Annotated in this window: 22 protein-coding genes; 13 read left to right on the forward strand and 9 right to left on the reverse strand. The window is 72.4% G+C overall.

Annotated features, from left to right (window positions below; all coding sequences use genetic code 11):
* Window positions 1-37 precede the first annotated feature (37 nt).
* Entirely contained in the window at window positions 38-541 is a 504-nt protein-coding gene (locus GCL84_RS16010) for a YceI family protein (RefSeq protein ID WP_197523286.1), read from the forward strand.
* Here GCL84_RS16010 and GCL84_RS16015 read toward each other — a convergent pair.
* The 4 genes from GCL84_RS16015 to GCL84_RS16030 form a co-directional block, all read right to left on the reverse strand.
* A complete protein-coding gene (locus tag GCL84_RS16015) occupies window positions 531-686 on the reverse strand; it encodes a DUF397 domain-containing protein (RefSeq protein ID WP_156756264.1) in 156 nt (51 codons plus the stop codon). The two genes, GCL84_RS16010 and GCL84_RS16015, sit on opposite strands and share 11 nt — an antisense overlap.
* Window positions 687-688: 2 nt before the next feature.
* The gene (locus tag GCL84_RS16020) at window positions 689-1,549 is read right to left on the reverse strand and encodes a helix-turn-helix domain-containing protein (RefSeq protein ID WP_156756265.1); all 861 of its coding nucleotides are present in this window, start codon (window positions 1,547-1,549) and stop codon (window positions 689-691) included.
* A 114-nt stretch (window positions 1,550-1,663) separates the two neighbouring features.
* Window positions 1,664-2,503 (reverse strand): aminoglycoside phosphotransferase family protein, encoded by an 840-nt coding sequence (locus GCL84_RS16025; RefSeq protein WP_156756266.1) that lies wholly within the window; start codon window positions 2,501-2,503, stop codon window positions 1,664-1,666.
* Window positions 2,504-2,576: 73 nt separating this feature from the next.
* A complete protein-coding gene (locus tag GCL84_RS16030; RefSeq protein ID WP_197523288.1) occupies window positions 2,577-5,408 on the reverse strand; it encodes an aconitate hydratase in 2,832 nt (943 codons plus the stop codon).
* Window positions 5,409-5,548: 140 nt separating this feature from the next.
* On the opposite strand from GCL84_RS16030, the gene GCL84_RS16035 reads away from it, so the two are divergent.
* Complete coding sequence (locus GCL84_RS16035; protein ID WP_156756268.1) at window positions 5,549-5,902, forward strand: VOC family protein; 354 nt, start codon at window positions 5,549-5,551, stop codon at window positions 5,900-5,902.
* Window positions 5,903-6,202: 300 nt separating this feature from the next.
* Here GCL84_RS16035 and GCL84_RS16040 read toward each other — a convergent pair whose 3' ends face one another.
* Together GCL84_RS16040 and GCL84_RS16045 are read right to left on the reverse strand one after the other, a co-directional pair.
* Entirely contained in the window at window positions 6,203-7,681 is a 1,479-nt protein-coding gene (locus tag GCL84_RS16040; RefSeq protein ID WP_156756269.1) for a flagellar basal body protein FliL, read from the reverse strand.
* A complete protein-coding gene (locus GCL84_RS16045; protein WP_156756270.1) occupies window positions 7,678-8,241 on the reverse strand; it encodes a hypothetical protein in 564 nt (187 codons plus the stop codon). Before GCL84_RS16045 ends, GCL84_RS16040 begins: the two co-directional genes overlap by 4 nt.
* A gap of 185 nt (window positions 8,242-8,426) precedes the next feature.
* On the opposite strand from GCL84_RS16045, the gene GCL84_RS16050 reads away from it, so the two are divergent.
* Both GCL84_RS16050 and GCL84_RS16055 read left to right on the forward strand, forming a co-directional pair.
* The gene (locus tag GCL84_RS16050) at window positions 8,427-9,752 is read left to right on the forward strand and encodes an NlpC/P60 family protein (protein WP_156756271.1); all 1,326 of its coding nucleotides are present in this window, start codon (window positions 8,427-8,429) and stop codon (window positions 9,750-9,752) included.
* A 73-nt stretch (window positions 9,753-9,825) separates the two neighbouring features.
* Window positions 9,826-10,578 carry an ATP-grasp domain-containing protein gene (locus tag GCL84_RS16055; protein WP_156756272.1) on the forward strand — a complete coding sequence of 251 codons (753 nt, stop codon included), beginning with the start codon at window positions 9,826-9,828 and terminating at the stop codon, window positions 10,576-10,578.
* On the opposite strand, the gene GCL84_RS16060 is transcribed toward GCL84_RS16055, so the two are convergent.
* On the reverse strand, window positions 10,563-13,010 hold the full coding sequence (locus GCL84_RS16060) for a P-loop NTPase fold protein (protein ID WP_197523289.1): 2,448 nt from the start codon (window positions 13,008-13,010) through the stop codon (window positions 10,563-10,565). The two genes, GCL84_RS16055 and GCL84_RS16060, sit on opposite strands and share 16 nt — an antisense overlap.
* Before the next feature lie 401 nt (window positions 13,011-13,411).
* Here GCL84_RS16060 and GCL84_RS16065 point away from each other — a divergent pair, with 401 nt between their 5' ends.
* The 9 genes from GCL84_RS16065 to GCL84_RS16105 all read left to right on the forward strand — a co-directional run bounded on the left by GCL84_RS16065 (window position 13,412) and on the right by GCL84_RS16105 (window position 22,776).
* Window positions 13,412-13,792 carry a VOC family protein gene (locus GCL84_RS16065; protein ID WP_156756318.1) on the forward strand — a complete coding sequence of 127 codons (381 nt, stop codon included), beginning with the start codon at window positions 13,412-13,414 and terminating at the stop codon, window positions 13,790-13,792.
* A 189-nt stretch (window positions 13,793-13,981) separates the two neighbouring features.
* Window positions 13,982-16,303, forward strand: a complete 2,322-nt coding sequence (locus tag GCL84_RS16070) for a PEP/pyruvate-binding domain-containing protein (RefSeq protein WP_156756274.1) — start codon at window positions 13,982-13,984, stop codon at window positions 16,301-16,303.
* Window positions 16,300-16,848 (forward strand): molybdenum cofactor guanylyltransferase, encoded by a 549-nt coding sequence (gene mobA, locus GCL84_RS16075; protein WP_156756275.1) that lies wholly within the window; start codon window positions 16,300-16,302, stop codon window positions 16,846-16,848. Before GCL84_RS16070 ends, mobA begins: the two co-directional genes overlap by 4 nt.
* Before the next feature lie 66 nt (window positions 16,849-16,914).
* The gene (locus GCL84_RS16080) at window positions 16,915-17,973 is read left to right on the forward strand and encodes an AAA family ATPase (RefSeq protein WP_197523290.1); all 1,059 of its coding nucleotides are present in this window, start codon (window positions 16,915-16,917) and stop codon (window positions 17,971-17,973) included.
* Window positions 17,974-18,044: 71 nt separating this feature from the next.
* Entirely contained in the window at window positions 18,045-18,926 is an 882-nt protein-coding gene (locus GCL84_RS16085) for a DUF58 domain-containing protein (RefSeq protein WP_197523294.1), read from the forward strand.
* Between the two features lie 2 nt (window positions 18,927-18,928).
* Complete coding sequence (locus GCL84_RS16090; RefSeq protein ID WP_156756319.1) at window positions 18,929-19,912, forward strand: VWA domain-containing protein; 984 nt, start codon at window positions 18,929-18,931, stop codon at window positions 19,910-19,912.
* 136 nt (window positions 19,913-20,048) lie between these two features.
* On the forward strand, window positions 20,049-20,765 hold the full coding sequence (gene fabG, locus GCL84_RS16095) for a 3-oxoacyl-ACP reductase FabG (RefSeq protein WP_156756278.1): 717 nt from the start codon (window positions 20,049-20,051) through the stop codon (window positions 20,763-20,765).
* Between the two features lie 200 nt (window positions 20,766-20,965).
* Complete coding sequence (fabI, locus tag GCL84_RS16100) at window positions 20,966-21,733, forward strand: enoyl-ACP reductase FabI (RefSeq protein WP_156756279.1); 768 nt, start codon at window positions 20,966-20,968, stop codon at window positions 21,731-21,733.
* 14 nt (window positions 21,734-21,747) lie between these two features.
* On the forward strand, window positions 21,748-22,776 hold the full coding sequence (locus GCL84_RS16105) for a ferrochelatase (RefSeq protein WP_156756280.1): 1,029 nt from the start codon (window positions 21,748-21,750) through the stop codon (window positions 22,774-22,776).
* Window positions 22,777-22,780: 4 nt separating this feature from the next.
* Here GCL84_RS16105 and GCL84_RS16110 read toward each other — a convergent pair whose 3' ends face one another.
* A complete protein-coding gene (locus GCL84_RS16110; RefSeq protein ID WP_156756281.1) occupies window positions 22,781-24,610 on the reverse strand; it encodes a vWA domain-containing protein in 1,830 nt (609 codons plus the stop codon).
* 119 nt (window positions 24,611-24,729) lie between these two features.
* Complete coding sequence (locus GCL84_RS16115; RefSeq protein WP_156756282.1) at window positions 24,730-25,533, reverse strand: hypothetical protein; 804 nt, start codon at window positions 25,531-25,533, stop codon at window positions 24,730-24,732.
* Window positions 25,534-25,551 lie beyond the last annotated feature (18 nt).

Raw genomic sequence — 25,551 nt, forward strand, 5'->3', positions numbered from 1 at the left:
CCGCCCGGCCGCGCGCCCGGGGGCTATGGTCCAGGCCATGACCATCCAGATCCCGCCCCCGGGCGAGTACCGCATCGACCCGGCCGCCAGCACGGTGGCGTTCCGCACCAAGCACTTCTTCGGCCTCGGAGCGGTCAAGGGCACCTTCACCATCGCCGAGGGTGACATCACCGTCGCCGACCCGCCGACCGCATCAACCGTTCGAGTGGTCATCGTCGCCGACAGCATCAACACGGCGAACCCGACCCGCGACAAGATGGTGGTCTCCAAGACCTACCTGGACGCCGCCAACCACCCGACGATCACCTTCGTCGCCGATTCCGTGAGCCCGCCCGCGGTGCAGGGCGACCTCGCGGTCCGCGGCTCCAGCGCCTCGGTGACGCTGACGGTCGAGTCCGCCGTGACCGATGGGGAGAACCTGACCCTGAACGCCACCACCGAGATCGACCGCTACGACTTCGGGGTCAAGGCCATGCCCGGCATGACCGGCCGCAAGCTGGCCTTCACACTCGACGTGGTCGCCCGAAAGGTCAGCGGCTGAGCTTGGTGATCAGCTCTCGCACGGCGGCGCGGGGCAGGGGCAGCGTGACGATCGGCTGCTTGCTGTCCCGCACGGCCGCGAGGTCCTGCCGCAGCTCGACGCAGTTGCCGGTGCTGCCGGAACGGGACGACTTGCGCCACTCCATGATCACAACCTCTCTCGTAGTCGCTTGACCATGCTGCGGCTTTCCGCGCTGGAAAGCGCTCGCTGATCGAGCATCGAGCGCATTTTCTCATAGCCGTGCACCTCGGAATCGTGCAGATACACACCGCTTCCGTACAGCTCCACGTAGAGCACCGGGGTCGTGTCGGGGAAGTCCAGCAGCATCCAGGAGTGCAGCAGCACCCGGTGTGGCACGTGTTCTCGCACGATCCTGATGCCGAGGCCTCGGTTGGTGGCTGCCTCCAAGTGACTCAGTTGCTCTTTGAGGGCGTCGACGCCACCGAAGGGCCTGCGGAGGGCGCTCTCGTGGATGAAGGCCACATAGTCGACCGTGGGCACGACCTGTTGCCGTCGGAGTCGAGCGAGCCACCGCATCTCGATGTCCTGCGGCTCGACGCCGTCATCCGCCATGATGCCCGCGGCGTACTGCTCGGTTTGCAGCAGACCTGGGACGACGGTGAGGGACCAGTCTGTGATCCCGCTCGCCGAGGCTTCGTAGCTGGCGAGGGTGCCCACGTCGGGCAGCACCCCGGGCAGCGGACGCGACCACCACCCGGCCAGGGCGCCGACCCGTGCGCTGGCGATCAACTCCTCGCGCTGGGCGGTCGGCACGCCGTAGATGGCCAGGACCGTCGCCACGTCCTCGCTGGTGATGTGCCGTTTGCCGTTCTCCGTCCGGCTCAGCGTCGCCGCCGACCAGCCGATCGCGCGGGCGGCGGCTTCCAGGCTCAGCGTGGTCTGCTCCACCCGAACGGCTTTGAGCTGCGCGCCGATAGTCCTGTCGCGCGCTTGAGGGCTCTTCCTCTGACCGGACACGGGATTCCTTTCCACCCCGGCAAGGAACACGCGCCCTCAACACGGGGAATCTACAGTGTGGGACCCACGCACACCGCAGACTTCACATCCCCCTCAGAATAGGAGACCCTGAAACACCCGTACAACAAGGGGTCTACGAAGGACTCAACCCAGCACCGTCCGGATTACGTGCCGGGCATTGCCCGCCATCGCCGGGTTCGTCGTCCGGTAATACGGCAGTGCCACCATCGCCTGCGACAGTGTCCGTGCCCGCCCGCGGGCCCAGGTCGCGTCGTCCACGCCGAGCGCCTCGCGGAACACCTCCCGGGCGTCGGCGGGCAGCAGGTTCCACGCCGGGAACAGGTCGCAGGCCGGATCACCGATGCCCGCGCAGCCAAAATCGATCACGCCGGTCAGCCTGCCGTCCTCGACCAGGAGGTTGCCGGGCATCAGGTCCGCGTGCAGCCACACCGGCGGCCCGTCCCACTCCGGCGCGTCCTCCCACACGGCGAGCGCGGCGTCGCAGTCGACAGCCTCCTCCGGGACCGTGCGCAACTCCTCGATCGCCGACCGGGTCGCCGCGTCGAGTGCGGCCAGTGGCCCACCGCGGTGGGCTGGGGGAGCGCCGGGCAGCGTCACCTCCCGCATCGCCGCTACGAACGCGGCCAAGTCCTCGGCCAGTGGCGCGCCCGGGGTTCCCGCCTCGGGGTTCTCGCCGGGTAACCACCGGTACACCGACCACCGCGACGGCCAGCCCTCGGCGGGCTCCCCGGCCCCGAGCACCTGCGGGATGGCGGTGGGCAGCAGGGGCGCGAGCCGCGGCAACCAGCGCCGTTCACGCGGTACATCCCCGTCGTCGGCCAGTGGCAGCCGCACGACCATGTCCGCGCCCAGCCGGTACATCGCGTTGACCGTGCCGCCGGAGGGCAAGCGCCGCATCGGGAGCCCGGCCCAGTGCGGGAACTGCTCGGCTATCAACCGCCGCACGAGGTCTTCGGTGCTCATCGGGTTCCATCCGACTCGAGAGCAGAGCGGGGCCGGTCCACAAAGGACCGACCCCGCTCCTTGGCCCAGCAGGTCAGCTGTTGACCATCTTGCGCAGCACGTACTGCATGATGCCGCCGTTGCGGTAGTAGTCCGCCTCGCCCGGGGTGTCGATGCGCACGACCGCGTCGAACGACGTCGCGGTGCCGTCCTCGGCGGTCGCGGTGACCTTGACCGTCTTGGGGACCGAGCCGTCGTTGAGGGCGGTGACGCCCTCGAAGGCGTAGGTCTCGGTGCCGGTCAGGCCCAGCGACTCCGCGGTCTTGCCCTGCGGGAACTGCAGCGGGAGCACGCCCATGCCGATGAGGTTGGAGCGGTGGATGCGCTCGAAGCTCTCGGCGATGACCGCGCGGACGCCCAGCAGGCTGGTGCCCTTGGCCGCCCAGTCGCGCGAGGAGCCGGAGCCGTACTCCTTGCCCGCGAGCACGACCAGCGGGGTGCCCGCGGCGGCGTAGTTCTGCGCGGCGTCGTAGATGAACGCCTGCTCGCCGCCCTTGGTGAAGTCGCGGGTGTAGCCGCCCTGCACGCCCTGGCCGCCGTTCTCGTCCGCCAGCAGCAGGTTGCGCAGGCGGATGTTGGCGAAGGTGCCGCGGATCATGACCTCGTGGTTGCCGCGGCGCGAGCCGTAGCTGTTGAAGTCGCGGCGCTCGACGCCGTGCTCGTTGAGGTACTGGCCCGCCGGGGTGTCGGCCTTGATCGCGCCCGCGGGGGAGATGTGGTCGGTGGTGACCGAGTCGCCGAGCAGCGCCAGCACGCGCGCGCCCGCGATGTCGGTGACCGGGGCGGGCTCCATCTCCATGCCCTCGAAGTACGGGGGCTTGCGCACGTAGGTGGACTGCGCGTCCCACTCGAAGGTCTTGCCGGTGGGGGTCGGCAGCGACTTCCAGCGCTCGTCGCCCGCGAACACGTCCTTGTAGGAGTCCGAGAAGCTCTCCGCGGACAGCGCCTGGGTGATCGTCTCCTGGATCTCCTGCGGCGTCGGCCAGATCTCGCTGAGGTAGACCGGCTTGCCGTCGGAGCCCGTGGCCAGCGGCTCGGTGGTGATGTCGATGTCCATCGACCCGGCCAGCGCGTAGGCCACCACCAGCGGCGGGGAGGCCAGGTAGTTCATCTTGATGTCCGGGTTGATCCGGCCCTCGAAGTTGCGGTTGCCGGACAGCACCGACACCACGGCGAGGTCGGCCTCCTGCACGCCCGCGGAGATCTCCTCCTGCAGCGGGCCGGAGTTGCCGATGCAGGTGGTGCAGCCGTACCCGACCAGGTTGAAGCCCAGCTTGTCCAGGTACGGGGTCAGGCCCGCGCGGTCGAAGTAGTCCGAGACGACCTTCGAGCCCGGCGCCAGGGTGGTCTTCACCCAGGGCTTGCGCTCCAGGCCGCGCTCGACGGCCTTCTTCGCCAGCAGCGCCGCGCCGATCATGACCGACGGGTTCGAGGTGTTGGTGCACGAGGTGATCGCGGCGATCGCGACCGCACCGTGGTCGATCTCGAAGGTGTTGCCGTCGAGGGTGATCGTGGTCGGCCTGGTCGTGCGGCCGGTCGCGCCGTTGGCCGCCGAGTGCGTGACCTTCGGCGCCACGTCGTCCTCGGGCCCCGGGGTGGGGGAGTCGCTGGCCGGGAAGCTCTCGTCGTTGGCCTCGTCCACGCCGTTGGTGGGCGCGTCGGTGGCGTAGGCGCCCAGCGCGTCGCGGAACGACCGCTTGGCCGCCGCCAGCTCGATGCGGTCCTGCGGGCGCTTGGGCCCGGCGATGGACGGCACGATGGTGGCCAGGTCCAGCTCCAGGACCTCGGAGAACTCCGGCTCGTGCGACGGGTCGTGCCAGAGGCCCTGCTCCTTGGCGTAGGCCTCGACCAGGGCGACCTGCTCGGCGGAGCGGCCGGTGAAGGTGAGGTAGTCGATCGTCTCGGCGTCGACCGGGAAGATCGCGGCGGTCGAGCCGAACTCCGGGCTCATGTTGCCGATGGTGGCGCGGTTGGCCAGCGGCACGGCGGTGACGCCGGGGCCGTAGAACTCGACGAACTTGCCGACGACGCCCTGCTTGCGCAGCATCTCGGTGATCGTGAGCACCAGGTCGGTGGCGGTGGCGCCCGCGGGCAGCTCGCCGTGCAGCTTGAAGCCGACGACCTTGGGGATCAGCATGGAGACCGGCTGGCCCAGCATGGCGGCCTCGGCCTCGATGCCGCCGACGCCCCAGCCCAGCACGCCCAGGCCGTTGACCATGGTGGTGTGCGAGTCGGTGCCGACCAGGGTGTCGGGGTAGGCCTGCCCGTTGCGGGTCATGACCACCCGCGCCAGGTGCTCGATGTTGACCTGGTGCACGATGCCGGTGCCCGGCGGGACGACCTTGAACTCGTCGAACGCGGTCTGGCCCCAGCGCAGGAACTGGTAGCGCTCCTTGTTGCGCTCGTACTCCAGGTCCACGTTGCGCTCGAACGCGTCCGGGCGGCCGAAGATGTCGGCGATGACCGAGTGGTCGATGACCAGCTCGGCCGGGGCCAGCGGGTTGACCTTGTCCGGGTCGCCGCCCAGCGTGGTGACGGCCTCGCGCATGGTGGCCAGGTCGACGATGCAGGGGACACCGGTGAAGTCCTGCATGACGACGCGGCCGGGGGTGAACTGGATCTCCGTGGAGGGCTCGGCCTTGGCGTCCCAGTTCGCGAGGGCCCGGATGTGGTCGGCGGTGATGTTCGTGCCGTCCTCGGTCCGGAGCAGGTTCTCCAGCAGGATCTTCAAGCTGTAGGGAAGACGCTCCGCGCCCTCGACCGCGGACAGGCGGAACACCTCAAAAGAGGCGTCGCCCACGGTGAGCGTGGCGCGGGCGCCGAAGCTGTCGAGGTTGCCCTCGGTGGTGGAACTCGTCTCGGTCACGTCCAACTCCAGTGGCGGCGCATGTCAGTTCGGCTTGTGAGTCTGGCCTACCCGGTCGGGGTGCGTCCCAGTGCCTCACGCTTGCAAACAGTACGCTTGTCCTATTTCGGGTTCAAGAGGACATGCCACCGGAGGGGAATGTGATCCATCACGTCCAGGTCGCCTGCCCGGTCGACGGGGAGGCCGCCGCGCGGGCCTTCTACGCCGGTTTGTTGGGGTGGGCGGAGCTGCCGAAGCCGCCGCTGCTGGCCGCGCGGGGCGGGTGTTGGTTCGCCGTGCCGGGTGGGGGAGAGGTGCATGTGGGGGTCGAGCAGGACTTCCGGCCCGCGCTCAAGGCGCATCCGGCGTTCGTGGTCGACGTGGGCGCGTTGGCGGGGGCGCTGGAGGCCGCGGGGTGGCCGGTGACCTGGGCCGATCCGGCGGAGATCCCTGGTCGGGCTCGATTCCACACCGTTGACGGGTCGGGGAACCGAGTGGAGTTCTTGGACGGGTGAGGGTGACGCCTTCGCGCGGGTCGGGCGGCCTGGGAGCCTGCTTCGGGCGGCTGGGGGAGTTATCCACAGGCAAGATCGACTTTGGGGGGTGGTGGGGGCTGGGCCGGTAGAATGGGCACCGGGACGCCCCCAGTGGTGTGGCGGGGTGTGTTGACGTGCGCGGGGTGGGGTGTCACAAGGTGGGGTGTGTTCTTGGGGAGCAGGGTGAGTGGCGGGTTGGGTGGGGGCTGACCGCTGACGCACGGCGGCCCGGCACCCCGCGCCGGGTGCCGGGCCGCCGTGCCCGCGGTCGGGTGGCTGCTACTCGTCGGCCAGCTCGATCAGCGCCTTGATGTCCTCGGGCTGGAGGCTCTTGAGGGCGGTGACCTCGATGTCGGTCAGCGACCGGATGGGGCTGACGTACCACTTTCCGTCGACCTGGGTGGTGACCACGCCGGTGTTGGCCATCATGCCCTTGACCAGGTTGGTCACCGCGCGCTCGGCCTCCGGGGACATGCCGGAGCCGCCCAGCTCGGTGGCCAGGTCGTCGGCGCACATCTGTTCCTTGTCGCCCTCGACCTCGACGGCGTAGCACTCGCCGTCCTTGGTGACGCGCAGCCGCTCGCCGCTGTCGTCGTCGCGGAGGGTCACCTCCTTGAGGATGACCTTCGTCGCCTTGTCGACGTCCTGGGTCTCGGTGGACAGGTCCAGGAGGGTCACGCCGCTGGCGGCGTCGTCGCCGACCTCCTCGATGATGGCCGGGCCCACGTCGTAGAGCACGCCCATCTCGTCGGGGGGCAGGTGGCCGATGGCCCCGGCCAGGTCGCCTGCCAGGCCCGCCTCGACCAGGCCGCGCACCGCGCCCTCGGGGTCGGAGCCGCCGACCTTGGGCAGCGGGGTGGTGGGCCAGTCCCGCTTCTCCTCGGCCAGCGCGTAGTCGGCGAAGGTGTAGAGCAGGCTCGGGTACCACTCGCCGTCGACCTGGACCGTGGCGATCCGCACCGGCTCGCCGCCGTTGCTCTTGGCGACCTCCTCGGCGATGTCGATCGTCTCGGTCTCCTTGCCGCCGGGCACGCCGTCGGGGAAGGCGATGTCGAGGAATTCCTGGGTGAACGGCAGCTTCGCCGCGTCCGAGGTGAGGGTGATCTTGCCGCTGGTCAGCTTGGTGATGGTCAGGTGGTCGTTGACCCGCTCCGCGCCCGACTCGTCGAACACCAGGTTCTCGGTGGTCAGCTCCATGCCGCTGATCTTGTTCGGGTCGACGTCGGAGCGGTACACCTCGAGCCGCTGCAGCTCCTTGGTCGTCTCCGAGTTCAGCGTCGTCATCAGGTCGCGCTCGGCCGGGGCCAGCTCGGTGAGCAGCCCGGCGACGTCGCCCTTGGTCAGCGCGTCCACCAGGCCGGTGGCGGCCGCGGTGGGCGAGTCGGACCCGGCCTGCGCCTCGCCCCGGTTCAGCGCCCAGACGGTCACGCCCGCGCCCGCGGCGACCGCGAACACCGCCGCGACCACGCCGATGACCAGGCCCTTGCGCTTGCGGCCCCCGGGCTGCTCGGGCGGCAGCGGGTAGCCGCCCTGGTCCCACTGGCCGGTCGGCCCGTAGCCCTGGCCCGGGTACTGCTGGCTCTGATACTGCTGACCCTGGTACTGCTGGCCTGGGTACTGCTGCCCCTGGTACTGCTGCTGCGGGAACCCGCCGGACTGCGGGAACTGCTGGTCCTGCGCCGGGTGTTGCTGCGGGTACTGCTGCTGGTGCGGGTCATTCGGCTGCCACTGGCCACCAGGCCCCGGCGGATAGGTCACGGTCTCCCCTTCGCTCTTTCTCGGGCACTGCGGCGCCCGCTCACCAGGACGCCGACCGCGCCCACCGCGGCCAGCGTCGCACCGATCGCGGTTGTGGTCGGCCCCGCCGTCGCGATGCCGACGGGGGTGTCCCCGTTGCCCGCTTCGACGACGGCGACCCCCGCGACGGTTCCGCTGATTATCGTCACGAACAGGCAAATCGTTGCGGCCGTCCGGCGCAGACCCAGCGCGTACGCGGCGACGCAGAGCGTGACCGCCGGAACGATGCCGAACCAGGCGCCGGGCAACCAGGTCAAGCCGGTGCCCGCTAGCGCGCCGAGTGTCCGGATGACACCGAGGAACTCGAAGCTGTCGCGCAGCACCGAGCCCGAGCGCAGCCAGGGCAGGAACAGGCCGAGCGCCGTGGCGGCGAGGCCGAGCGCCGCGGTGGCCGTCCACCCCGCTCCGGGTCGTCTGAACCGCATCCGGCCATGCTCGCAGTCGGTGTGCGGCCCGTTGTGGTCGCCCTCGTTCAGGTGACCGAATGCCGCGCGATCCGAGGTCGCGTGATCGCCGATCACACCCAGAGTGAGAGGCGTGCGACAAGTTGCCCCCGTTACGGAAGTTTCGCAAGTTGCGGCTGGTGTGCTTGGTGTCTGTTTGGCACAGTCAGGGGCGGCGGTCTCGTGTGGACCGACAGGTCGAACCGCCCGTCGGGCCGGGTTCGTGGAGCGCTGGAAGGTGGTGCGCCGTGCGGGGATGGCGGATGTCGAAGATCGGTTTCTTCGCCACCTCGGTGGCGTTGTGCGCGGTCGTCTCGACCGCGACCACCGCGGCGGCCGTGCCACCGCCACCGCCCAACCCCAGCGACTCCGAGATCGAGGGCGGCCGTGCCGAGGTCAACGCCAAGGCGGGCCAGGTCGGCGAGCTGACCAGCAGGCTCGCCCAGGCGGAGGCCCGGCTGACCCGGCTGCAGGCCGAGGTCGAGGCGAAGATGGAGGACGCCAACAAGGCCCGCGTCGACCAGGAGACGGCCGAGCGGGCCGCGGCCGAGGCGGAGTCGGCGGCCCGGGCCGCCGACCGCGAGGCGGCGGCGGCGGGCAAGGCCATCGAGACCGCGCGCGGCCAGCTCGACCAGTTCGCCGCGGGCAGCTACAAGCAGGGCAGCACGGTCGGGTCGATCTCCGCCTACCTGGGCGCCTCGAGCCCCGAGGACCTGCTCGCCCGCGCCCAGCTCCTCAACGCCGTGTCCGGCAGCAGGCTCGACGCCCTCGACGGCATGGAGCGCGCCCGCACGGTCAAGGCCAACAAGGACTCCCAGGCGCGCGCCGCGCTCGAGCTGGCCAACGCGAAGGAGCAGCAGGCCCGCCAGGCCAGGGCCGCCGCCGACACCGCCACCGAGACCGCACGCCAGGCCCGCTCGTCGCAGGCCTCGCGGTCCCAGGAGCTGCAGGCGGCCAAGGCCGACTACGAGCAGCAGCTCACCGCCGCCCAAGCCCGCGTCGGCGGGTTGGAGGGCCAGCGCGAGAAGTACCAGCAGTGGCTGGCGGCCAAGGAACGCGAGGACGCCGTCAAGGCCGCCGCCGCCGCTGCCGCCGCCGCTCAGCAGGGCGCCACCGCCCCTCAGCCGGGCGGTGGCGGCGGTGACTCGGCAGGCCCCGCCCCGGTGGGCTCGGCCCGGCGCGTGATCGACCGGGCCCTCTCACAACTGGGCGTCCCGTACGCCTGGGGCGGCGGCAACGCCAATGGGCCCACGCGCGGCATCCGCGACGGCGGTGTGGCCGACTCCTACGGTGATTTCCAGAAGGTCGGCTTCGACTGCTCGGGCCTGATGATCTACGCGTTCGCCGGGGTGGGGATCAGCCTGCCGCACTACAGCGGGTACCAGGCCACGGCCGGGCGCCGGGTCCCGTTGAGCCAGAAGGCGCCGGGGGACATGCTGTTCTGGGCCAGTGGCGGTGGGCGTATCCACCACGTGGCGCTGTACATGGGGAACGGGCAGATGGTCGAGGCCCCGTACTCGGGGTCGCGGGTGCGGATCGCCCCGGTCCGGTACGGCGGCATCGTCCCCTACGCCACCCGCCTGCTCTAGGGCATGGAAGTGGCTGGTGACACACGGACCGCGAGGCGGTCGACACCAGGATCGTGACCGCTAACGTCGTGGTGTGACCGTCCTCTTCCCGCCCCGGCTGACAGCGAGTGCCGAGGCCATCCTGGCCGCCGCCGCGCGCCGGGGGCTGCGGACGGTGCGCTTGCCGTCGTTCGAGCTGCCCGCGGGGCTGACCGCGCAGCACCTGCACGCGGGGCCGAGCTTCGCGGACGCGGTGGGTGCGCCGTTGGGCATCGCCCTGCTGGAGGCCCCGGCGGACTGGCTGGCTCGATTGCCGGGGGAGTTCACCCGGCGCGCAGTGCGGTTCATGCCGATCCGGGAGGCGTGGGCGCTGCGGTACCCGGTGTTCGCCAAGTCGCCCAACGACAAGGGCATTCGGGCGATGATCTACAGCGATGGGTCCAGGCTCCCCGGGGCGGACGCCGTCGACCCCGACACGCCGGTGCTGGTGTCCGACGTGACGCGGTTCGACGCCGAGGTGCGGTTGCACGTCCTGGACAACGCCGTGGTCGCCGCCAGTCGGTACGCCCGAGACGGCCGCCGCGATCTGGGGCCCGCTCCCACCGACGCCCTGGCGTTCGCCGCCGATCTGCTCTCCGCCGTCGGGAGCACGCTGCCCAGCGCTGTCGTGGTCGACATCGGCGTGGTCGACGGCGGGTGGGCGGTCATCGAGGCGAACGCGGCGTGGGCGAGTGGGATCTACGTCGCCGATCCGGACACCGCCCTCGATGTCGTTCTGCGGGCGGCCCGGCCGGTCGCTGGGCTCAGTGAGCGTGACCGCCGGTTCACCCGTCAGCCGGTCGAGTAGCGGAAGCGGCCGATCGCCTGCGCCCAGGTGGCGATCTTCTCCGGGGTCGGGGTCGACTCCGGGATGATGCTGTTGTCGGCGAGCAGGGCGTTCCAGGTGCGCAGCGGCTCCTGGGTGAGGTCGTGGAAGACGGCGGCCGGGTTCGGGGCCGCGACCACGAGGCCGATCAGGATGATGACGAGCTCGTGGTCGCGGTCGAGGAACTCCGAGGCCGTGCTCAGCTCGCGGGTGGCGCGGATCATGCGGTAGATGTTGACCAGGCGCTTGGCCGCGCGTGGGGTGTCGACCAGGCCGCTGACGCGGTCGAGGGCTCGTAGTTCGCGGGTTGTCAGGCCGTGGTGGGGCGCGGGGTCGGCGGGGCGGTGGACGGCGGTGTCCAGGGGTGAGCCGCGTTCGACCGTCGTGGCCTCGGCCGTGGTGGCGGGGACGGGGTGCGCGGCCGTGGGGGCGATGTCGACCAGGGATCGGAGCATTTCGCCGACCTGGGCCCTGGGCATGGCGGGCAGGGCGAAGGGGATGGTGATGACCTTCTCCAGGTACCTCTCCGCCGAGCCGTCGCGGACCGAGTCGCGGTGGCGGGCGTCGACTGAGCGTTGCAGCCATCCGGGGTCGACGCCCAGGACGACGACGAACAGGTCCATGGCCAGCAGCAGGTGCACGGCCTCCAGCACCTCGACCACCTGGTGGGCGTCGCAGCGGTCCAGGTCGTCGATGTAGAGGACGATCCGCTCCACCGGCTTGTCGTCGGGCCCGGCGTCGTCCCGCCAGTCGCGCAGCAGGGACACGAGGTCCTCGAAGTCCTCGCGGAGCTGCGTGACCGTGCCGAGCCGACGCGTGTACAGGTCGCCGCGCGCCCGCGTGCCGACGAACTCGCCCCAGCGCCGGGAGGGGGCCAGGCCTTCCAGCTCCGCGCGCAGACCGGCGAGCCGCGTCACGGCCGCGTCCGCACCCGCCACCGCGGCGGCCTCGCGGTCCTCGGCCTCGCGCAGCCGGTGCAACGCCTCGCCCACGAGCACGTCGGCCTGCGCGTCCAGGCTGCCGCGGATCTCCTCGCCCAGTTCGCGCAACCGGACCGCCCCGCGGTGCGCGCGCTCCATCCATGCCGCGCCGACCGCCCCCAGCACGAGCGCCACGGGTCCGCCGACCGCCGCCGTCCAGCTCCAAGCCGCCGTCAACGCAACCGAGACCACCAGGACGAGCGCCGCCGCCGCCAGCGCCATGGCCCCGTGCCGCGTCCTGGGCAGCTCGCGCAGCTTGGCCGTCTCGCCCGCCAGGCCGCTGAGCTCCCGGACGATGATCGTCGCGTCCTCGGGCACGCCCAGCTTGTCCGCCAGGTCCGGGACCTCCGCCTTGGCCCGCTCGGAGTCGCGGACGGCCCGCACCAGGTCCCGCACACCCGTCCTGGTCGAGGCGCGGGCGCGCCGCACCTCGGAGCGCAGCCGGTCCAGCTCCTTGCCCGCCTCCGCGCGCTCCTGCTCCAGGGTGCTCACGTCATCGCCGTGCCGCTCGATCAGCTCGCGCAACCGCTCCCGCTGCCGGGCGGGCCCCGGCTCCTCGACGGCGAGACCGCGGAACACGACGTCGGCGATGCTGGCCCACAGGTCGGTGTCGGCGTAGTGCCAGGCGTTGAACGAGATGTGCCGCACCTGGCCGCACAGCCGCGGCGCCCCGGAGGCGGCGAGGTCCTCGATGTGCTTGCGCAGCAGCCCGAGGAAGAACGACTTGCCCGACCCCCACTGCCCGAACACGCCGATGGACAGCGGGGTCGTCGTCTCGCGGTCGACGATGACACCGGCCAGCATCCGCGCGAAGGGGGAGACCCCGAGCTTGTCCCGCTCGGCGGGGATCGGCTGGGTCACGTCCACCAGGTCGGTCAGCGCGCCGCCGGACAGCTCCGCCGGCGGGGCACCCGCCCGCAGCTCGGTGGACACGTCGGCGCTGTCGTCGAAGACGATCACGCGCCGCAGCTCGGACGTGTCCAGGGCCCGGAGCCGGGCGCCGAGGTGGACCGCGATCTCGTGCTTCGACATCCCCAGGGAACCGCCGCCGATCAGCGGGAGGGCCACGGTGTCGCACCGCGTCGCCGCTGCTTCGAGGGCTGAGGCGGTCGCGGTCCAGACCGAGGACAAGGAGGCCTCCCTGTCCTCGCCGTGCGGGGAGGTGAGGATGACGTGCCGCACGCGGGCGTCGAGGTGCCGGGGGAGTTCGACGCCGGTCGTGCTGGTCGGGGTGATCTGGTCGAAGGGGAGCCCGTGCAGCGGGCCGTCGAGCTCGGGGAGGTGGCGGAGCAGCGCTCGCGCGAGGGTGCCGAGCGTGTCGCCGACTGGGACAACGAGGGCGTCGACGTCGAGGTCCCACGGCTTCGCGGTGATGGCGAAGAGCACTTCGGTGCCGTTGAAGTCGCCGATGGCCACGAGCGCGGGGCTGATCATGTGAACGGACCTTAGTGCCACAGCGGCGGCCTGGGGCACCTGACGCGTCGTGGCCTCGGCGGGCTCGGGTGTGGTGATCCCGCGCCGATCGCTACTCGTCGCCGCGGGTGGTGCGGGAGCGGGCTTCGACGTGGAAGCGTTCGCGGCGGTGCGCGGTGTCCGCCTACGGCGTGCACATCGTCTCCGACCAGGTGACCGATGTGCCCAACGCATAACGCGCACTGGCGTGAACGGGGCTTCCGGCAACCTGCGTCGACGCGGCCGCCGCCGTCTGTTCACACGCTCCACATCGGTCTCACACGCGGTGTGTTCGCCTCAACCCGCCGCGTGGGCAAGGAAGTTCAGTGGTAGGTGACGCCGCGCAGGTGTCGGTCTTGCCTGTCCCAGGCATTCCCGACACGATGGTCGCGGGCACCTCCGGGACGCTGACGTTCTACCAGGAAGTGTTCGGCGGCGACCTGGTGCTCAACACCTTCGCCGACAACGGCGCGGCCGACGAGCCGTTCGCCGACCTGATCATGCACAACATGCTCACCACCGAGGCCGGCTACACCCTGATGGCCTCGGACACCCCGCCGGGGATGGAGTTCACGCCGGGCACCAACATCACCATCAGCCTCAGCGGCGACGACGCCGAGGACCTGCGCGGCTACTGGGAGCGGCTCGCCGAGGGCGGGACCGTGGCCGTGCCGCTGGAGCGCCAGGTCTGGGGCGACGAGTTCGGCCAGCTCACCGACCGGTTCGGCACCCCGTGGATGGTCAACATCTCGACGGCGGGCTGATCTTCCTCCCCCGGTCGTGTCGAAGGGCTCCCGGCCGGGAGACGACGATGCCATTCGTTGTTGCGCCCGAGTTGTCCACAACCCCCGGAATTCATCCACAGAAAGGGAAAGCGGGAACCCGAAGCGGATGTGACACCCGATCCGGGGTAACCCCACCACTTCGCACCGATCCACGGGCACACTGTTGGCATGGGGGAAACACCACTCACCACGCCGCTCTCGCACGCCACCGACCACGCCGAAGCGGGCGGCAAAGCCCGTTCGCTCGCCGCTCTGCTCCGGCACGGCTTCCCCGTCCCGGACGGGTTCGTCGTCACCACCTCCGCCTATCGCCGCCGCGGCGACCCGGAGACCGCCGCCGCGATCGCACAGGCCGCCCGGGGGCTGACCGGGCCGGTGGCCGTCCGCTCGTCGGCCACCGCCGAGGACCTCCCCGGCCTGTCCTTCGCGGGTCAGCACGACACGGTCCTCGGCGTCGAGGGGCCGGAGGCGATCCTCGCGGCGGTCCGGAAGTGCTGGGATTCGCTCGACTCGGAACGAGCCCGCGCTTATCGGGAGCGAACGGGGATCGCGCACGCCGAGATGGCCGTGGTCGTCCAGCGCCTGGTACCCGCCGAGGCCGCGGGTGTGCTGTTCACCGTCGACCCGGTCACCGGGGTCGAGGCGATGGTGATCAACGCGGGGTGGGGGCTGGGTGAAACGGTGGTCGACGGGACGGTCACGCCGGACACCTATGTCCTGGGGCCGCAGGCGCGGCGGGAGGTCGGGGACAAGGCTGTCCGGACGGTGTTGACCGCTACCGGTACGGCTGTGCAGCCGGTGCCAGAGGCGATGCGGCGGGAGCAGGTCCTCGACGAGGGGCAGATCCAACGGCTGGCGGCGTTGGGGGACAGAGCGCACCGGGTGTTCGGACCGTCCGATGTGGAATGGGTGTGGGACGGGTCGGAGTTCGCTGTCGTCCAGGTGCGGCCGGTCACCGGGCAGGCGGCCGAGGCGCGGGAGTGGAACGACACCGTGCGGGGCGACTACCTGTGGACCTGCGTCAACCTCGGCGAGGCGGTGCCCAGCGTGATGACGCCCGCGACCTGGTCGGCGGTGTCCGCGCTCGCGCCGCCGCCGCTGGCCGGGCACCGGATGACCGGGATCGTCGGCGGGCGCTTCTACCTCAACGTCAGCGCCGCGATCGCCGTCGGGCGGGCCCTCGGCCTGGGGGCCCTGGTGCGCAAGGGGATGCGGCAGACGATGGGCGAGCTGCCCGACGACATCCCGCGGTTGCCGCTGTCCCGGTTCGAGGCGGTCAAGGGTGCACTGCGGGTCGCCCGGAAGATGCTCGGTGCGGCGACGCGGTACCGGCGCACGATCTCCCGGTTGGTGGCGGGCAACGCCCGTCGCTGCGCTGACCTGCGGGAAGCGATCACCTCGGCCGCCACGCCCGCCGCGCTGGCCGCCCTCTGGCGCTCTGACCTGCACGACCTGCTGCACACCGACTGCCGCACCTTCGACACCGGCGCGCGCCAGGGCGGGCCGGGCAGGCTGCACGCCAGGGTCCGCGCGCTCGTCGGCGAGCGCGACGCCGCCACGCTGGTCACCGGACTGCACGACGACAGCGCGCGGCTGGACAGCCTCGGGCCGGTGCTCGGCCTGGCCCGGGTCCGGCGGGGCGAGCTGGACCGGGCCGAGTACGCCCGCGTCTGGGGCCACCGCTGCGCCGACGAGTTCGAGCTGTCCGCGCCGCGCCCGGCCGAGGACCCCGCCTGGCTCGACCGGGAACTGGCGCACGCCGACGGCGACCCCGACGAGCTGCTGCGCGCCCAGCGCCAGGCCCGCGAGCGGGCGTGGGCCCGCCACCCGCACCTGCGCGCCAAGCTGCGCGCGCCCCTGGCCAGGGCCGCCGCCGCGGCCAGGGAACGGGAACGGGCGCGTTCGGAGGTGGTGCGCTGCTTCGCGGTCCTGCGCGCCTTCTGGCTGCGCGCGGGTGAGTTGACCGGGCACGGCGACGACGTGTTCTTCCTGCCCGAGGCCGAGTTGCTGCGCGTCCTCGACGGGGACCAGGGCCCGGTGGCCGCCGTCCCCGGCAGACGGGTCGCCTACGAGCGCTACCGGGCGCTGCCGCCGTACCCGCCGGTGATCCGCGGCCGGTTCGACCCGGTGTCCTGGGCGGCGGGGAGGGGCGCGCCGGCAGGCGGGGCGGCCGGCATCACCGGTTTCCCCGGCGCGGCCGGGGTGGTCGAGGGGGCCGTGCGGGTGTTATCCACTGTGGAGGAGGGGGTGGCGTTGCAAGCGGGGGAGGTGTTGGTGACGACGGTGACCAACATCGGCTGGACGCCGCTGTTCCCGCGCGCGGCCGCCGTGGTCACCGACATCGGCGCCCCGCTGTCGCACGCCGCCATCGTCGCCCGTGAGCTGGGCGTCCCCGCCGTGGTCGGCTGCGGGGACGCCGTCGCCCGGCTGCGCACCGGGACCAGGGTGCGCGTCGACGGCGCGGCCGGGACCGTGACGGTGCTCGGGTGAGGGCCGGGATCGTCGTCGCCGGGGGAGCGGGGCGCAGGCTCGGCGGGGTCGACAAACCCGCGCTCGTCGTCGGCGGGCGGACCCTGCTCGACCGCGCGCTGGACGCGCTGGGTGAGGTGCGGACTGTCGTCGTCGGACCCGAGCGGGCGACCAGCAGGCCGGTGGAGTGGACGCGGGAGGACCCCGCCGGGACGGGGCCGGTGGCCGCGGTGCGCGCCGGGGTCGAACGGTTGTCCGATCTGTCCGATGAGGCCGTTGTGGTGCTCCTGGCCGCGGACCTGCCCGCCGTCACGCCCACCGTGGTGCGCCGGGTGGCCGACGCGGTGGGGGAGTCCGGGGCGGTGCTGGTCGACGCGGCAGGTCGGGAGCAGTGGCTCCTCAGCGCGTGGCGGCTGGGCGCGCTGCGCCGGGCGGTGCCGGTCGAAGCGGCAGGCCTGGCGCTCCGGCGGGTGCTCGCCGGGCTCGCGCCGGTCGCTGTGGACGACGTGGACGGGGCCGCCGGGGACATCGACACGCCGGACGACCTGACCCGCCTCGATGGGTAGTTCACAGGCTTCTCACCGGCCATCGGGTTTGCTGGGCCCCGGTGGAATGACCCTGTTGCAAGGAGGATGCCGGTGACCGAGCCCGGTCAGGCCGAGGTCCAGAACGAGGCGGCGACGCCTGCTCGGGACGCCCAGTTGCTCGAGCGGACCGTGTTCGAGGTCAAGCGCGTCATCGTCGGCCAGGACCGGCTGGTCGAGCGGATGCTCGTCGGCCTCCTGGCCAAGGGCCACCTGCTGCTCGAGGGCGTGCCCGGCGTGGCCAAGACCCTCGCGGTGGAGACCTTCGCCCGCGTCGTGGGCGGCTCGTTCTCGCGCGTGCAGTTCACCCCCGACCTGGTGCCCGCCGACATCCTCGGCACCCGCATCTACCGGCAGGGCCAGGAGCGCTTCGACGTCGAACTGGGCCCGGTGGTGGCCAACTTCGTCCTCGCCGACGAGATCAACCGCGCCCCGGCCAAGGTCCAGTCCGCGATGCTGGAGGTCATGGCCGAGCGGCACGTGTCCATCGGCGGGCAGACCTTCCCGATGCCCGACCCGTTCCTGGTGCTGGCCACCCAGAACCCCATCGAGAACGAGGGCGTCTACCCGCTGCCCGAGGCGCAGCGCGACCGCTTCCTGTTCAAGATCCTCGTCGAGTACCCGACGGTCGAGGAGGAGCGCGAGATCGTCTACCGGATGGGCGTCACGCCGCCGCAGCCGCAGCAGGTGCTCAGCCCCGAGGAGCTCAGCAGGCTGCAGGGCGTCGCCTCCACGGTGTTCGTGCACCACGCGCTGGTCGACTACACCGTCCGGCTCGTGCTGGCCACCCGCAGCCCGGCCGAGCACGGCCTGTCCGACGTCGCCGGGTGGATCGCCTACGGCGCGTCCCCGCGCGCCAGCCTGGGCATCGTCGCCGCCTCGCGCGCGCTGGCGCTGGTCCGCGGCCGCGACTACGTGCTGCCCCAGGACGTCGTCGACGTGGTCCCCGACGTGCTGCGCCACCGCCTCGTGCTGTCCTACGACGCCCTGGCCGACGGCGTGCCCGTCGAGCACATGGTGTCGCGCGTGCTGCAGACCGTGCCGCTGCCGCAGGTGTCCGCCCGGCCGTCGAACGGCGCCCCCGCAGGGGTGGCGGGCAGGTCGTGACCAACCCGCAGGACACCGGTCCGGAGGGCAAGCGTCCTGACTGGGCGCCCCCGGTGCTGCGGGGCGACCGGATGGAGGCGGGCCTGCGGCTGCTGGAGATCGACGTCCGGCGCAGGCTCGACGGCCTGTTGCAGGGCAACCACCTCGGCCTGGTCCCCGGCCCCGGCTCCGAGCCGGGCGAGGCCCGCCCGTACGCGCCCGGCGACGACGTGCGCCGGATGGACTGGGCCGTCACCGCGCGCACCACGACCCCGCACATCCGCGAGACCGTGGCCGACCGCGAGCTGGAGACCTGGCTGGTCGTCGACCTGTCGGCCAGCCTGGACTTCGGCACCGCCGCCTGCGAGAAGCGCGACCTGGCCGTGGCCACCGTCGCCGCCATCGCGCACCTGACCCGCGGCGGCGGCAACCGGATCGGCGCGCTCATCTCCACCGGCGCGGACCTGATCCGCGTCCCCGCCCGCGGCGGTCTCGCGCACGCCCGCGGTCTGGTCCGCAAGGTCGCCCAGACCCCGCGCGCCACCGAGGGGGTGCGCGGCGACCTGGCCTCGGCCATCGAGCAGCTGCGCAGGCCCCCGCGCCGCCGCGGCCTGGCCGTGGTCGTCTCCGACTTCCTCGGCGACACCGGCTGGCAGCGGCCGCTGCGCGCGCTGTCGCTGCGCCACGAGCTGGTCTCGGTCGAGATCGTCGACCCGCGTGACGTGGAGCTGCCCGACGTCGGCACCGTCGTGCTCGCCGACCCCGAGACCGGTCGCCAGCGCGAGGTCACCGCCTCGGCGCTGCTGCGCAAGGAGTTCGCCGCGGCCGCCGCCGAGCACCGCGACGCCGTGGCCACCGGCATCCGCCGCGCGGGCAGCGGCCACCTCGTGCTGCGCACCGACTCGGACTGGATCGCCGACACGGTGCGCTTCGTCGTCTCCCGCAAGCGCCGGTGGTCCGGGGGTGCCGCGTGACGCTGAGCCTGACCGACTTCACCGCGCCGTGGTGGTTCCTGCTGCTGCTCGCCGTCGCCGCGCTGGTCGCGGGGTACGTGCTGGTCCAGAAGACGCGCAGGCGCCGCACGCTGCGGTTCACCAACCTGGAGCTGCTCGAGCGGGTCGCGCCCAAGCGCCAGAACACGCTCCGGCACATCCCGGCCGCGGCGCTGGTGCTGGCCCTGGTCCTGCTGACCATCGCCATGGCCGGGCCGACCGCCGAGCAGCGCATCCCGCGCAACCGGGCCACCGTGCTGCTGGTGATCGACGTGTCGCTGTCGATGGAGGCCACCGACGTGGCCCCCACCCGGCTCGAGGCGGCCAAGGTCGCCGCCAAGAGCTTCGCCAAGGGCCTGACCCCCGGCGTCAACCTGGGGCTGATCACCTTCGCGGGCACGGCCACCGTGCTGGTCGCCCCCACCACCGACCGCGCGGGCGTGGGCAAGGCCATCGACAACCTCAAGCTCGCCCAGTCCACCGCGACCGGCGAGGCGATCTACGCCGCGCTGCAGTCCATCGACGGCTTCTCCTCGGTGGTCAGCGGACCCGAGGGCCCGCCGCCCGCCCGCATCGTGCTCATGTCGGACGGCAAGCAGACCATCCCGACCGAGTCCGAGGACGACCCCCGCGGCTCGTTCACCGCCGCGCGCGCGGCCGCCGAACGCGAGATCCCGATCACGACCATCTCCTTCGGCACCGACGACGGCGTCGTCGAGATCGAGGGCCGCACCCAGTCCGTGGCCGTCGACGACGCCGCCATGGAGGAGATCGCCACCCTCTCCGGCGGCGACTTCTACAAGGCCGCCACCGCCGAGCAGTTGCGCAAGGTCTACGACACCCTCGGCGAGCAGATCGGCTACGAGATCAAGAGGGCGGACGCGAGCAGGCCCTGGCTCATCCTCGGCACGATCCTGGCGCTGCTGTCGGCCGCGGGCTCCCTGGTGTTCAGCCAGCGTCTGCCTTAAGGGCCGCTTCACCGAACCCCCGCGCGTCGCGCTAGCACCAGCGGCAGCGCGACATGAGCGGCCCGCCAGGACAGCGTTCGGGCGCGGGGCGATAGCCTCGTCCCGTTCGCTGGACGCGGTCGGAACGGGGAGTCGGATGGAGCAGTCCCAAGGGCGGTCGGTGCTGGTCACCGGGGGGAACCGGGGGATCGGGTTGGCGATCGCGCGGGCGTTCGCCGACCAGGGCGACCGGGTCGCGGTCACCCACCGGGGTTCCGGTGCGCCGGAGGGCCTGCTCGGGGTCAAGTGCGACGTGACCGACGCGGCGGCCGTGGACGCGGCGTTCGGCGAGGTCGAGGCGGCGCACGGCCCGGTGCAGGTGCTGATCGCCAACGCGGGCATCACCGACGACACCCTCCTCATGCGGATGGAGGAGGAGCAGTTCACCCGGGTCGTCGACGCGAACCTCACCGGGGCGTGGCGGGTCACCAAGCGCGCCACCCGGGCCATGCTGCGCGCCCGCTACGGGCGCATCGTCTACATCTCGTCGGTCGTCGGCATGACCGGCTCGCCCGGCCAGGTCAACTACGCGGCCAGCAAGGCGGGCATGGTGGGCATGGCCCGCTCCATCGCCCGGGAGCTGGGCTCGCGCAACATCACCGCCAACGTCGTGGCGCCCGGGTTCGTCACCACCGACATGACCGAGGCGCTCACCGAGGAGCGGCGGCAGCAGATCCTCGCCAACGTCCCCGCAGGCCGCTACGCCGAACCCGCCGAGGTGGCCGCCGCGGTCACCTTCCTGGCCTCGGACGCCGCCGCCTACGTCACCGGCGCGGTCCTGCCGGTCGACGGCGGCCTGGGCATGGGCCACTAGGCCGTGTTGCGAAAGCCGCTGTTCGCGATAGCCGCGCCGGACGCGGCCCCTGGCGGTCACGACTCTCATCGAACCGACTTCCGAAACACGACCTAGGCCACTTCCCGGCGCCGTCCCCGGCTCCGCGGCGGGACGGCGGCACGGCAGGGCGGCGAGTGACAGGCACTCCCGTTGGAATCGCACTCAGGAGGAACCCCGGCATGACCGGTCTGCTCGAAGGCAAGCGGCTGCTGATCACCGGCGTGATCACCGACTCGTCCATCGCGTTCCACGTCGCCAAGGCGGCCCAGGAGCAGGGCGCCGAGGTCGTGCTCACCGGGTTCGGCCGGATGAGCCTGGTCACGCGCATCGCCAAGCGGCTGCCCAAGCCCGCCCCGGTGATCGAGCTGGACGTGCAGGACACCGAGCAGCTCGACAGCCTGGCCGACCGGGTCCGCGAGCACGTGGACGGCCTCGACGGCGTCGTGCACGCCATCGGCTTCGCCCCGCAGTCCTGCCTCGGCGCGCCGTTCCTCGACGCCCCCTGGTCGGACGTGGCCGTGGCGCTGGAGGTCTCCGCCTACTCGCTCAAGTCGCTGGCCGTGGCCGCGCTGCCGCTGCTGTCGCCCGGCTCGTCGATCGTCGGCCTGGACTTCGACGCCCGGGTCGCCTGGCCCGCCTACAACTGGATGGGCGTGGCCAAGGCCGCATTCGAGTCCACCAACCGCTACCTGGCCCGCGAGCTGGGCCCCCGGGGCGTGCGGGTCAACCTCGTGGCCGCCGGGCCGGTGCGCACGATGGCCGCCAAGTCCATCCCCGGCTTCTCCGAGCTGGAGGACGCCTGGGGCGACCGCGCCCCGCTGGGCTGGGACGTCAACGACGCCACCCCGGTCGCCAAGTCGGTGTGCGCGCTGCTGTCGGACTGGCTGCCCGCCACCACCGGCTCGATGGTCTGGGTCGACGGCGGCGTGCACGCCACGGGCATGTGAGCTGAGATCTGAGCATGACCGACGCACTGCTCTGGCTCTCCTTCGGCGGCCCCGAGGGCCCGGCCGAGGTCCGCCCGTTCCTGGAGAACGTCACCCGGGGTCGCGGCGTGCCCCCGGAACGCCTGGACGAGGTGGAACAGCACTACCAGCACTTCGGCGGCGTCTCCCCGATCAACCGGCTCAACCGCGAGGCCATGGACGCGGTGCGCGCCGAGCTGGCCGCGGCCGGGATCGACCTGCCGGTGTACTTCGGCAACCGCAACTGGCACCCGATGGTGGAGGACACCCTCGCCACGATGGCCGCCGACGGCGTCACCACGGCGCTGGTCTTCCCGACCAGCGCCTACGGCGGCTACTCGGCTTGCAGGCAGTACGACGAGGACATCGCCCGCGCCCGCGCCGCGTTCGGCGCGGGCGCCCCCGACCTGGTCAAGCTGCGCCACTTCTTCGACCACCCGCTGTTCGTCACCGCCTTCGCCGACGCGGTCCGCGCCGCCGCCGAGGGCCTTCCCGGGGACTACCGGCTGGTCTTCACCGCCCACTCGGTCCCCGAGTCGGCCGACCGCGCCGCGGGCCCGCCGGAGGAGGGCGGCCGCCGCTACTCCCGCCAGGTCACGGAGGCCGCCCGTCTCGTCGCCGCCGAGGTCGGCCGCCCCGACCACGACGTGGTGTGGCAGTCGCGCTCCGGGCCGCCGCAGATCCCCTGGCTCGCCCCGGACATCGTCGACCACATCGAGGCCCTGCACGCCGAGGGCGTCCCCGGTGTCCTGGTGTGCCCGGTCGGGTTCGTCAGCGACCACCTGGAGGTCGTCTGGGACCTGGACACCGAGGCCAAGGAGCGGGCGGACGAGCTGGGCATGGCCTTCGCCCGGGCCGCGACGCCGAATGGCGATCCCCGGTTCGCCGCGTTGGTCGTCGAGTTGGTCCAGGAGCACCTCGCCGGCGCCGCGGTCCGCAAGCTCTCGGACTTCCCCAAGGCGGGGTGCACGCTCAACGGCGCCCCGTGCGCGGTGGCGTGTTGCGAACCCGCCCGCCGCCGGTAGCGCCTCACAGGTTGCTGAAGGCGCTGACGAACACGTCCGAGATGTCCGTGGGTGAGGTCTTGGCGTCGAACCACAGGGCCTTGGAGTTGACCGCGATCTGGCGCAGTGTGTCCACGTCGGCGCCCTTGCCGTAGGGGATGGTGAAGATGCGGACGCTGGTCTCGGATTGCTGGGCGTCCACCGTGGCGAGCATGCGGTCCCTGCCTGCCGGGTCGTCGGGGAAGTTGGCGCCGTCGGTCAGCAGGACGATGGCGTTGATGGAGCGGGCGTCGATCTCGTCGGTCATCTTGCGGTGGGCCTCGATGACGGTGCGGTAGAGGTCGGTGTTGCCCTTGGCCACCAGGCCGTCGACCGCCTGGTCGAGGCGGTCGGCGACGTCGCGGACGGGGGTCATGGGCAGGACCTCGGTGTGGCCGGGGGAGGAGAACGACCACAGGGCGACGCTGTCGGCGTCGCCGAGGAGCTGGGCCGCTTCCTTGACCGCGGGCTTGAGCAGTTCGATCTTGGACTTGTCGCTGGCGGGGGAGGCGGTGGTGCCGTCGTCGACGGCGGGTTCGTTCATGGAGCCGGACACGTCCAGCACGATCAGCACCCTGGCGGGCTTGCGGGTCTCCTCCCAGCCCTTGACCATGCGCTGCAGGACGGCGGGCGTGGGTGGGGGCAGCGGGGTCAGCGCCTGGTTCGGCGACAGGCCCAGGGTGCGGCCGAGCTGCTCGGTTGGCTGCCCGGCCCGGCCCTCGGCGTCGACCGGGGGGCGGAAACCGGCGTCGGACAGGCGGGCCCGCTGGTCCTCCTCGAGCAGGAAGGCGCGGAAGTCGTCGGCGGCCTCGCGCTGCTCCAGGGTGGCGCCGCCGAGCACGATGAACGGGTGGTCGAACACCACCGTGCCGTCCTTGGGGTAGATGGCGGTCAGCGGCCGGTTCGGCTTCTCCGAGGGGTTGGCCAGCTTGGCCGGGTCGCCGTCGGGAACGCCCAGGTTGTACAGGTGCACCAACTGCTCCTGCATCACGATGGCGCTGACGAACGGCTTCTCGGGGTTCTTGCGGTCCTCCTCGTAGATCTGCACCGCGTACTTGGCCGCGTCGTCGCCGTAGCTGCCGACGGAGCTCTCCACGTCGTGCACGAACGCGCTCACCCTCGGGTCGGACACCGTCGCGTCGGTCGGTTCGCCACCGGTCACCGCCAGCGACGCGGCGTGGTAGGTCGCCACCGTCGCGCCCAGGCCGGAGCTGGAGAACAGCGGGTTGTCCCGGCCGAGCACGAACTCGCCCCACTCCGGGTGCCCGTGGGCCGCCCAGCCGCCGGGGGCCTTGGACAGCTCGATCAGGTCGCTCCACCCCGGCTGCGGCGCGCGCTCGAGCAGCACGTCGGCCATCGGCTGCGGCATCGCCAGGACCACCGCGCTGGAGGCGATGGACGGCGGGACGTCGTCGACGGAGATGGACGGCTTGCCCGGCTCGGCCACCACCCGCAGCCACAGCGAGGTGCTGGGCAGCCACACCTGCGGCTGGGGCGCGCCCGCCTCGTCGGCGTCCCACCGGGTGGACAGCATGGTCGCGGCGGTGCCGGAGGTCAGGCCGTGCACGCTGACCTCGACGCACCGGCCCGCGCGGGTCGAGCGGCCGGAGCCGTTGTAGGCCGTCGCCATGTCGGCGATCAACTGGTCCTTCTCGGTCGAGGCGCTGACCTCGAACTCGACGCACGGCCCGGTGGCCGACGGGCGGTCGGTGAGCCGGTCGACCGTGATCACGGCGACCACCAGCGCGAGCACGCCCAGCACGGCGCCGACCACCAGACCGGCCTTGCCGCGCCTCGTCCGCGTTGGTTGCGCCACCGGTGCGTCCCTCCGTCCAGCCGGGCCACCCGCTCGTGAGCCCGGTCGGACATTGTCGCACCGACGATCTTCGGTTGTCCCGGTGTTTCGCCCTTCTGGCGGCCGAATGGCCTACGGGGCTAGGAGGACTCGGAGCTGGGCTGGTGCTCGGAGAAGACCCGCACGGCCTCGTCGACCGCGGCCAGCCGGGCGACCCGGACCGCGTCGTTGAGCGGGCGCAGCGCCTCGGCGCGGCGGCGGGCCGAGGAGGACGACAGGGCGCCGCCCGGGGCGTGCTCGCCCGCGAGGTCGAGGATGGCGGAGACCTCGTTCGCCCGTTGCAGCACCCGCAGCGCCCGGGGCGGGGTGCCCTCGGGCCACGGGGCGGTGGAGCGGTGCGCGACCCGGGCGGTGATCTCCTCGCGGACGCCGGAGCGCTGCTTGGCCACCCCCAGCTCGGTCAGCACGCCCGCGGCCACGCGCATGGCGCCGGTCAGCTCGTGCTCGGCCTCGCCCAGCGGCAGGTGCTCGGCGGCCGGGGCCTCGCCGATGTCGAAGGCGGTCCAGCGCAGCACGCCGTCGGCGATCTTCTCGGGCACCAGCCCCACCGCGGCGCCGTGCAGCACCACGGCCTCGCCGGAGTGCAGGGCGGTGCCCGCGAACTCGCTGCGGCCGCCCAGGCCGCGCACGTCGCCGGGCACCGGCAGGACCACCCGGCCCCCGGTCACCCCGCTCCGGCGCAGCGCCGCGAGCAGGGCGGCGACCTGCCCGCCCGCCTCGCCGCGCACCGGGATCTCCAGGGCCTGCCCGGTGGCCGCGTCACCCGCGACCACGTCGTGCAGCTCCGCCCAGTGACCCAGGGCGTCCAGGACGTCGTCAGCGGCGGCGGACCCGTTCAGCCAGGCCGAAACCCAGACCGCGAATGTCGCACTCGGAGTTGACACGGGAGCCGAGGGTACGCG

Source organism: Actinokineospora pegani (assembly GCF_009745975.1).
In the GTDB taxonomy this organism is placed as follows: domain Bacteria; phylum Actinomycetota; class Actinomycetes; order Mycobacteriales; family Pseudonocardiaceae; genus Actinokineospora; species Actinokineospora pegani.

Coding starts and splice junctions, on each gene's coding strand:
- GCL84_RS16015 (WP_156756264.1), bottom strand. CDS start 686: ATGGAGTGGCGCAAGTCGTCCCGTTCCGGCAGCACCGGCAACTGCGTC.
- fabI (WP_156756279.1), top strand. CDS start 20,966: ATGACCGGTCTGCTCGAAGGCAAGCGGCTGCTGATCACCGGCGTGATC.
- fabG (WP_156756278.1), top strand. CDS start 20,049: ATGGAGCAGTCCCAAGGGCGGTCGGTGCTGGTCACCGGGGGGAACCGG.
- GCL84_RS16080 (WP_197523290.1), top strand. CDS start 16,915: ATGCCGGTGACCGAGCCCGGTCAGGCCGAGGTCCAGAACGAGGCGGCG.
- GCL84_RS16050 (WP_156756271.1), top strand. CDS start 8,427: ATGTCGAAGATCGGTTTCTTCGCCACCTCGGTGGCGTTGTGCGCGGTC.
- GCL84_RS16060 (WP_197523289.1), bottom strand. CDS start 13,010: ATGATCAGCCCCGCGCTCGTGGCCATCGGCGACTTCAACGGCACCGAA.
- GCL84_RS16085 (WP_197523294.1), top strand. CDS start 18,045: ATGGAGGCGGGCCTGCGGCTGCTGGAGATCGACGTCCGGCGCAGGCTC.
- GCL84_RS16070 (WP_156756274.1), top strand. CDS start 13,982: ATGGGGGAAACACCACTCACCACGCCGCTCTCGCACGCCACCGACCAC.
- GCL84_RS16105 (WP_156756280.1), top strand. CDS start 21,748: ATGACCGACGCACTGCTCTGGCTCTCCTTCGGCGGCCCCGAGGGCCCG.
- GCL84_RS16065 (WP_156756318.1), top strand. CDS start 13,412: ATGGTCGCGGGCACCTCCGGGACGCTGACGTTCTACCAGGAAGTGTTC.
- GCL84_RS16025 (WP_156756266.1), bottom strand. CDS start 2,503: ATGAGCACCGAAGACCTCGTGCGGCGGTTGATAGCCGAGCAGTTCCCG.
- GCL84_RS16010 (WP_197523286.1), top strand. CDS start 38: ATGACCATCCAGATCCCGCCCCCGGGCGAGTACCGCATCGACCCGGCC.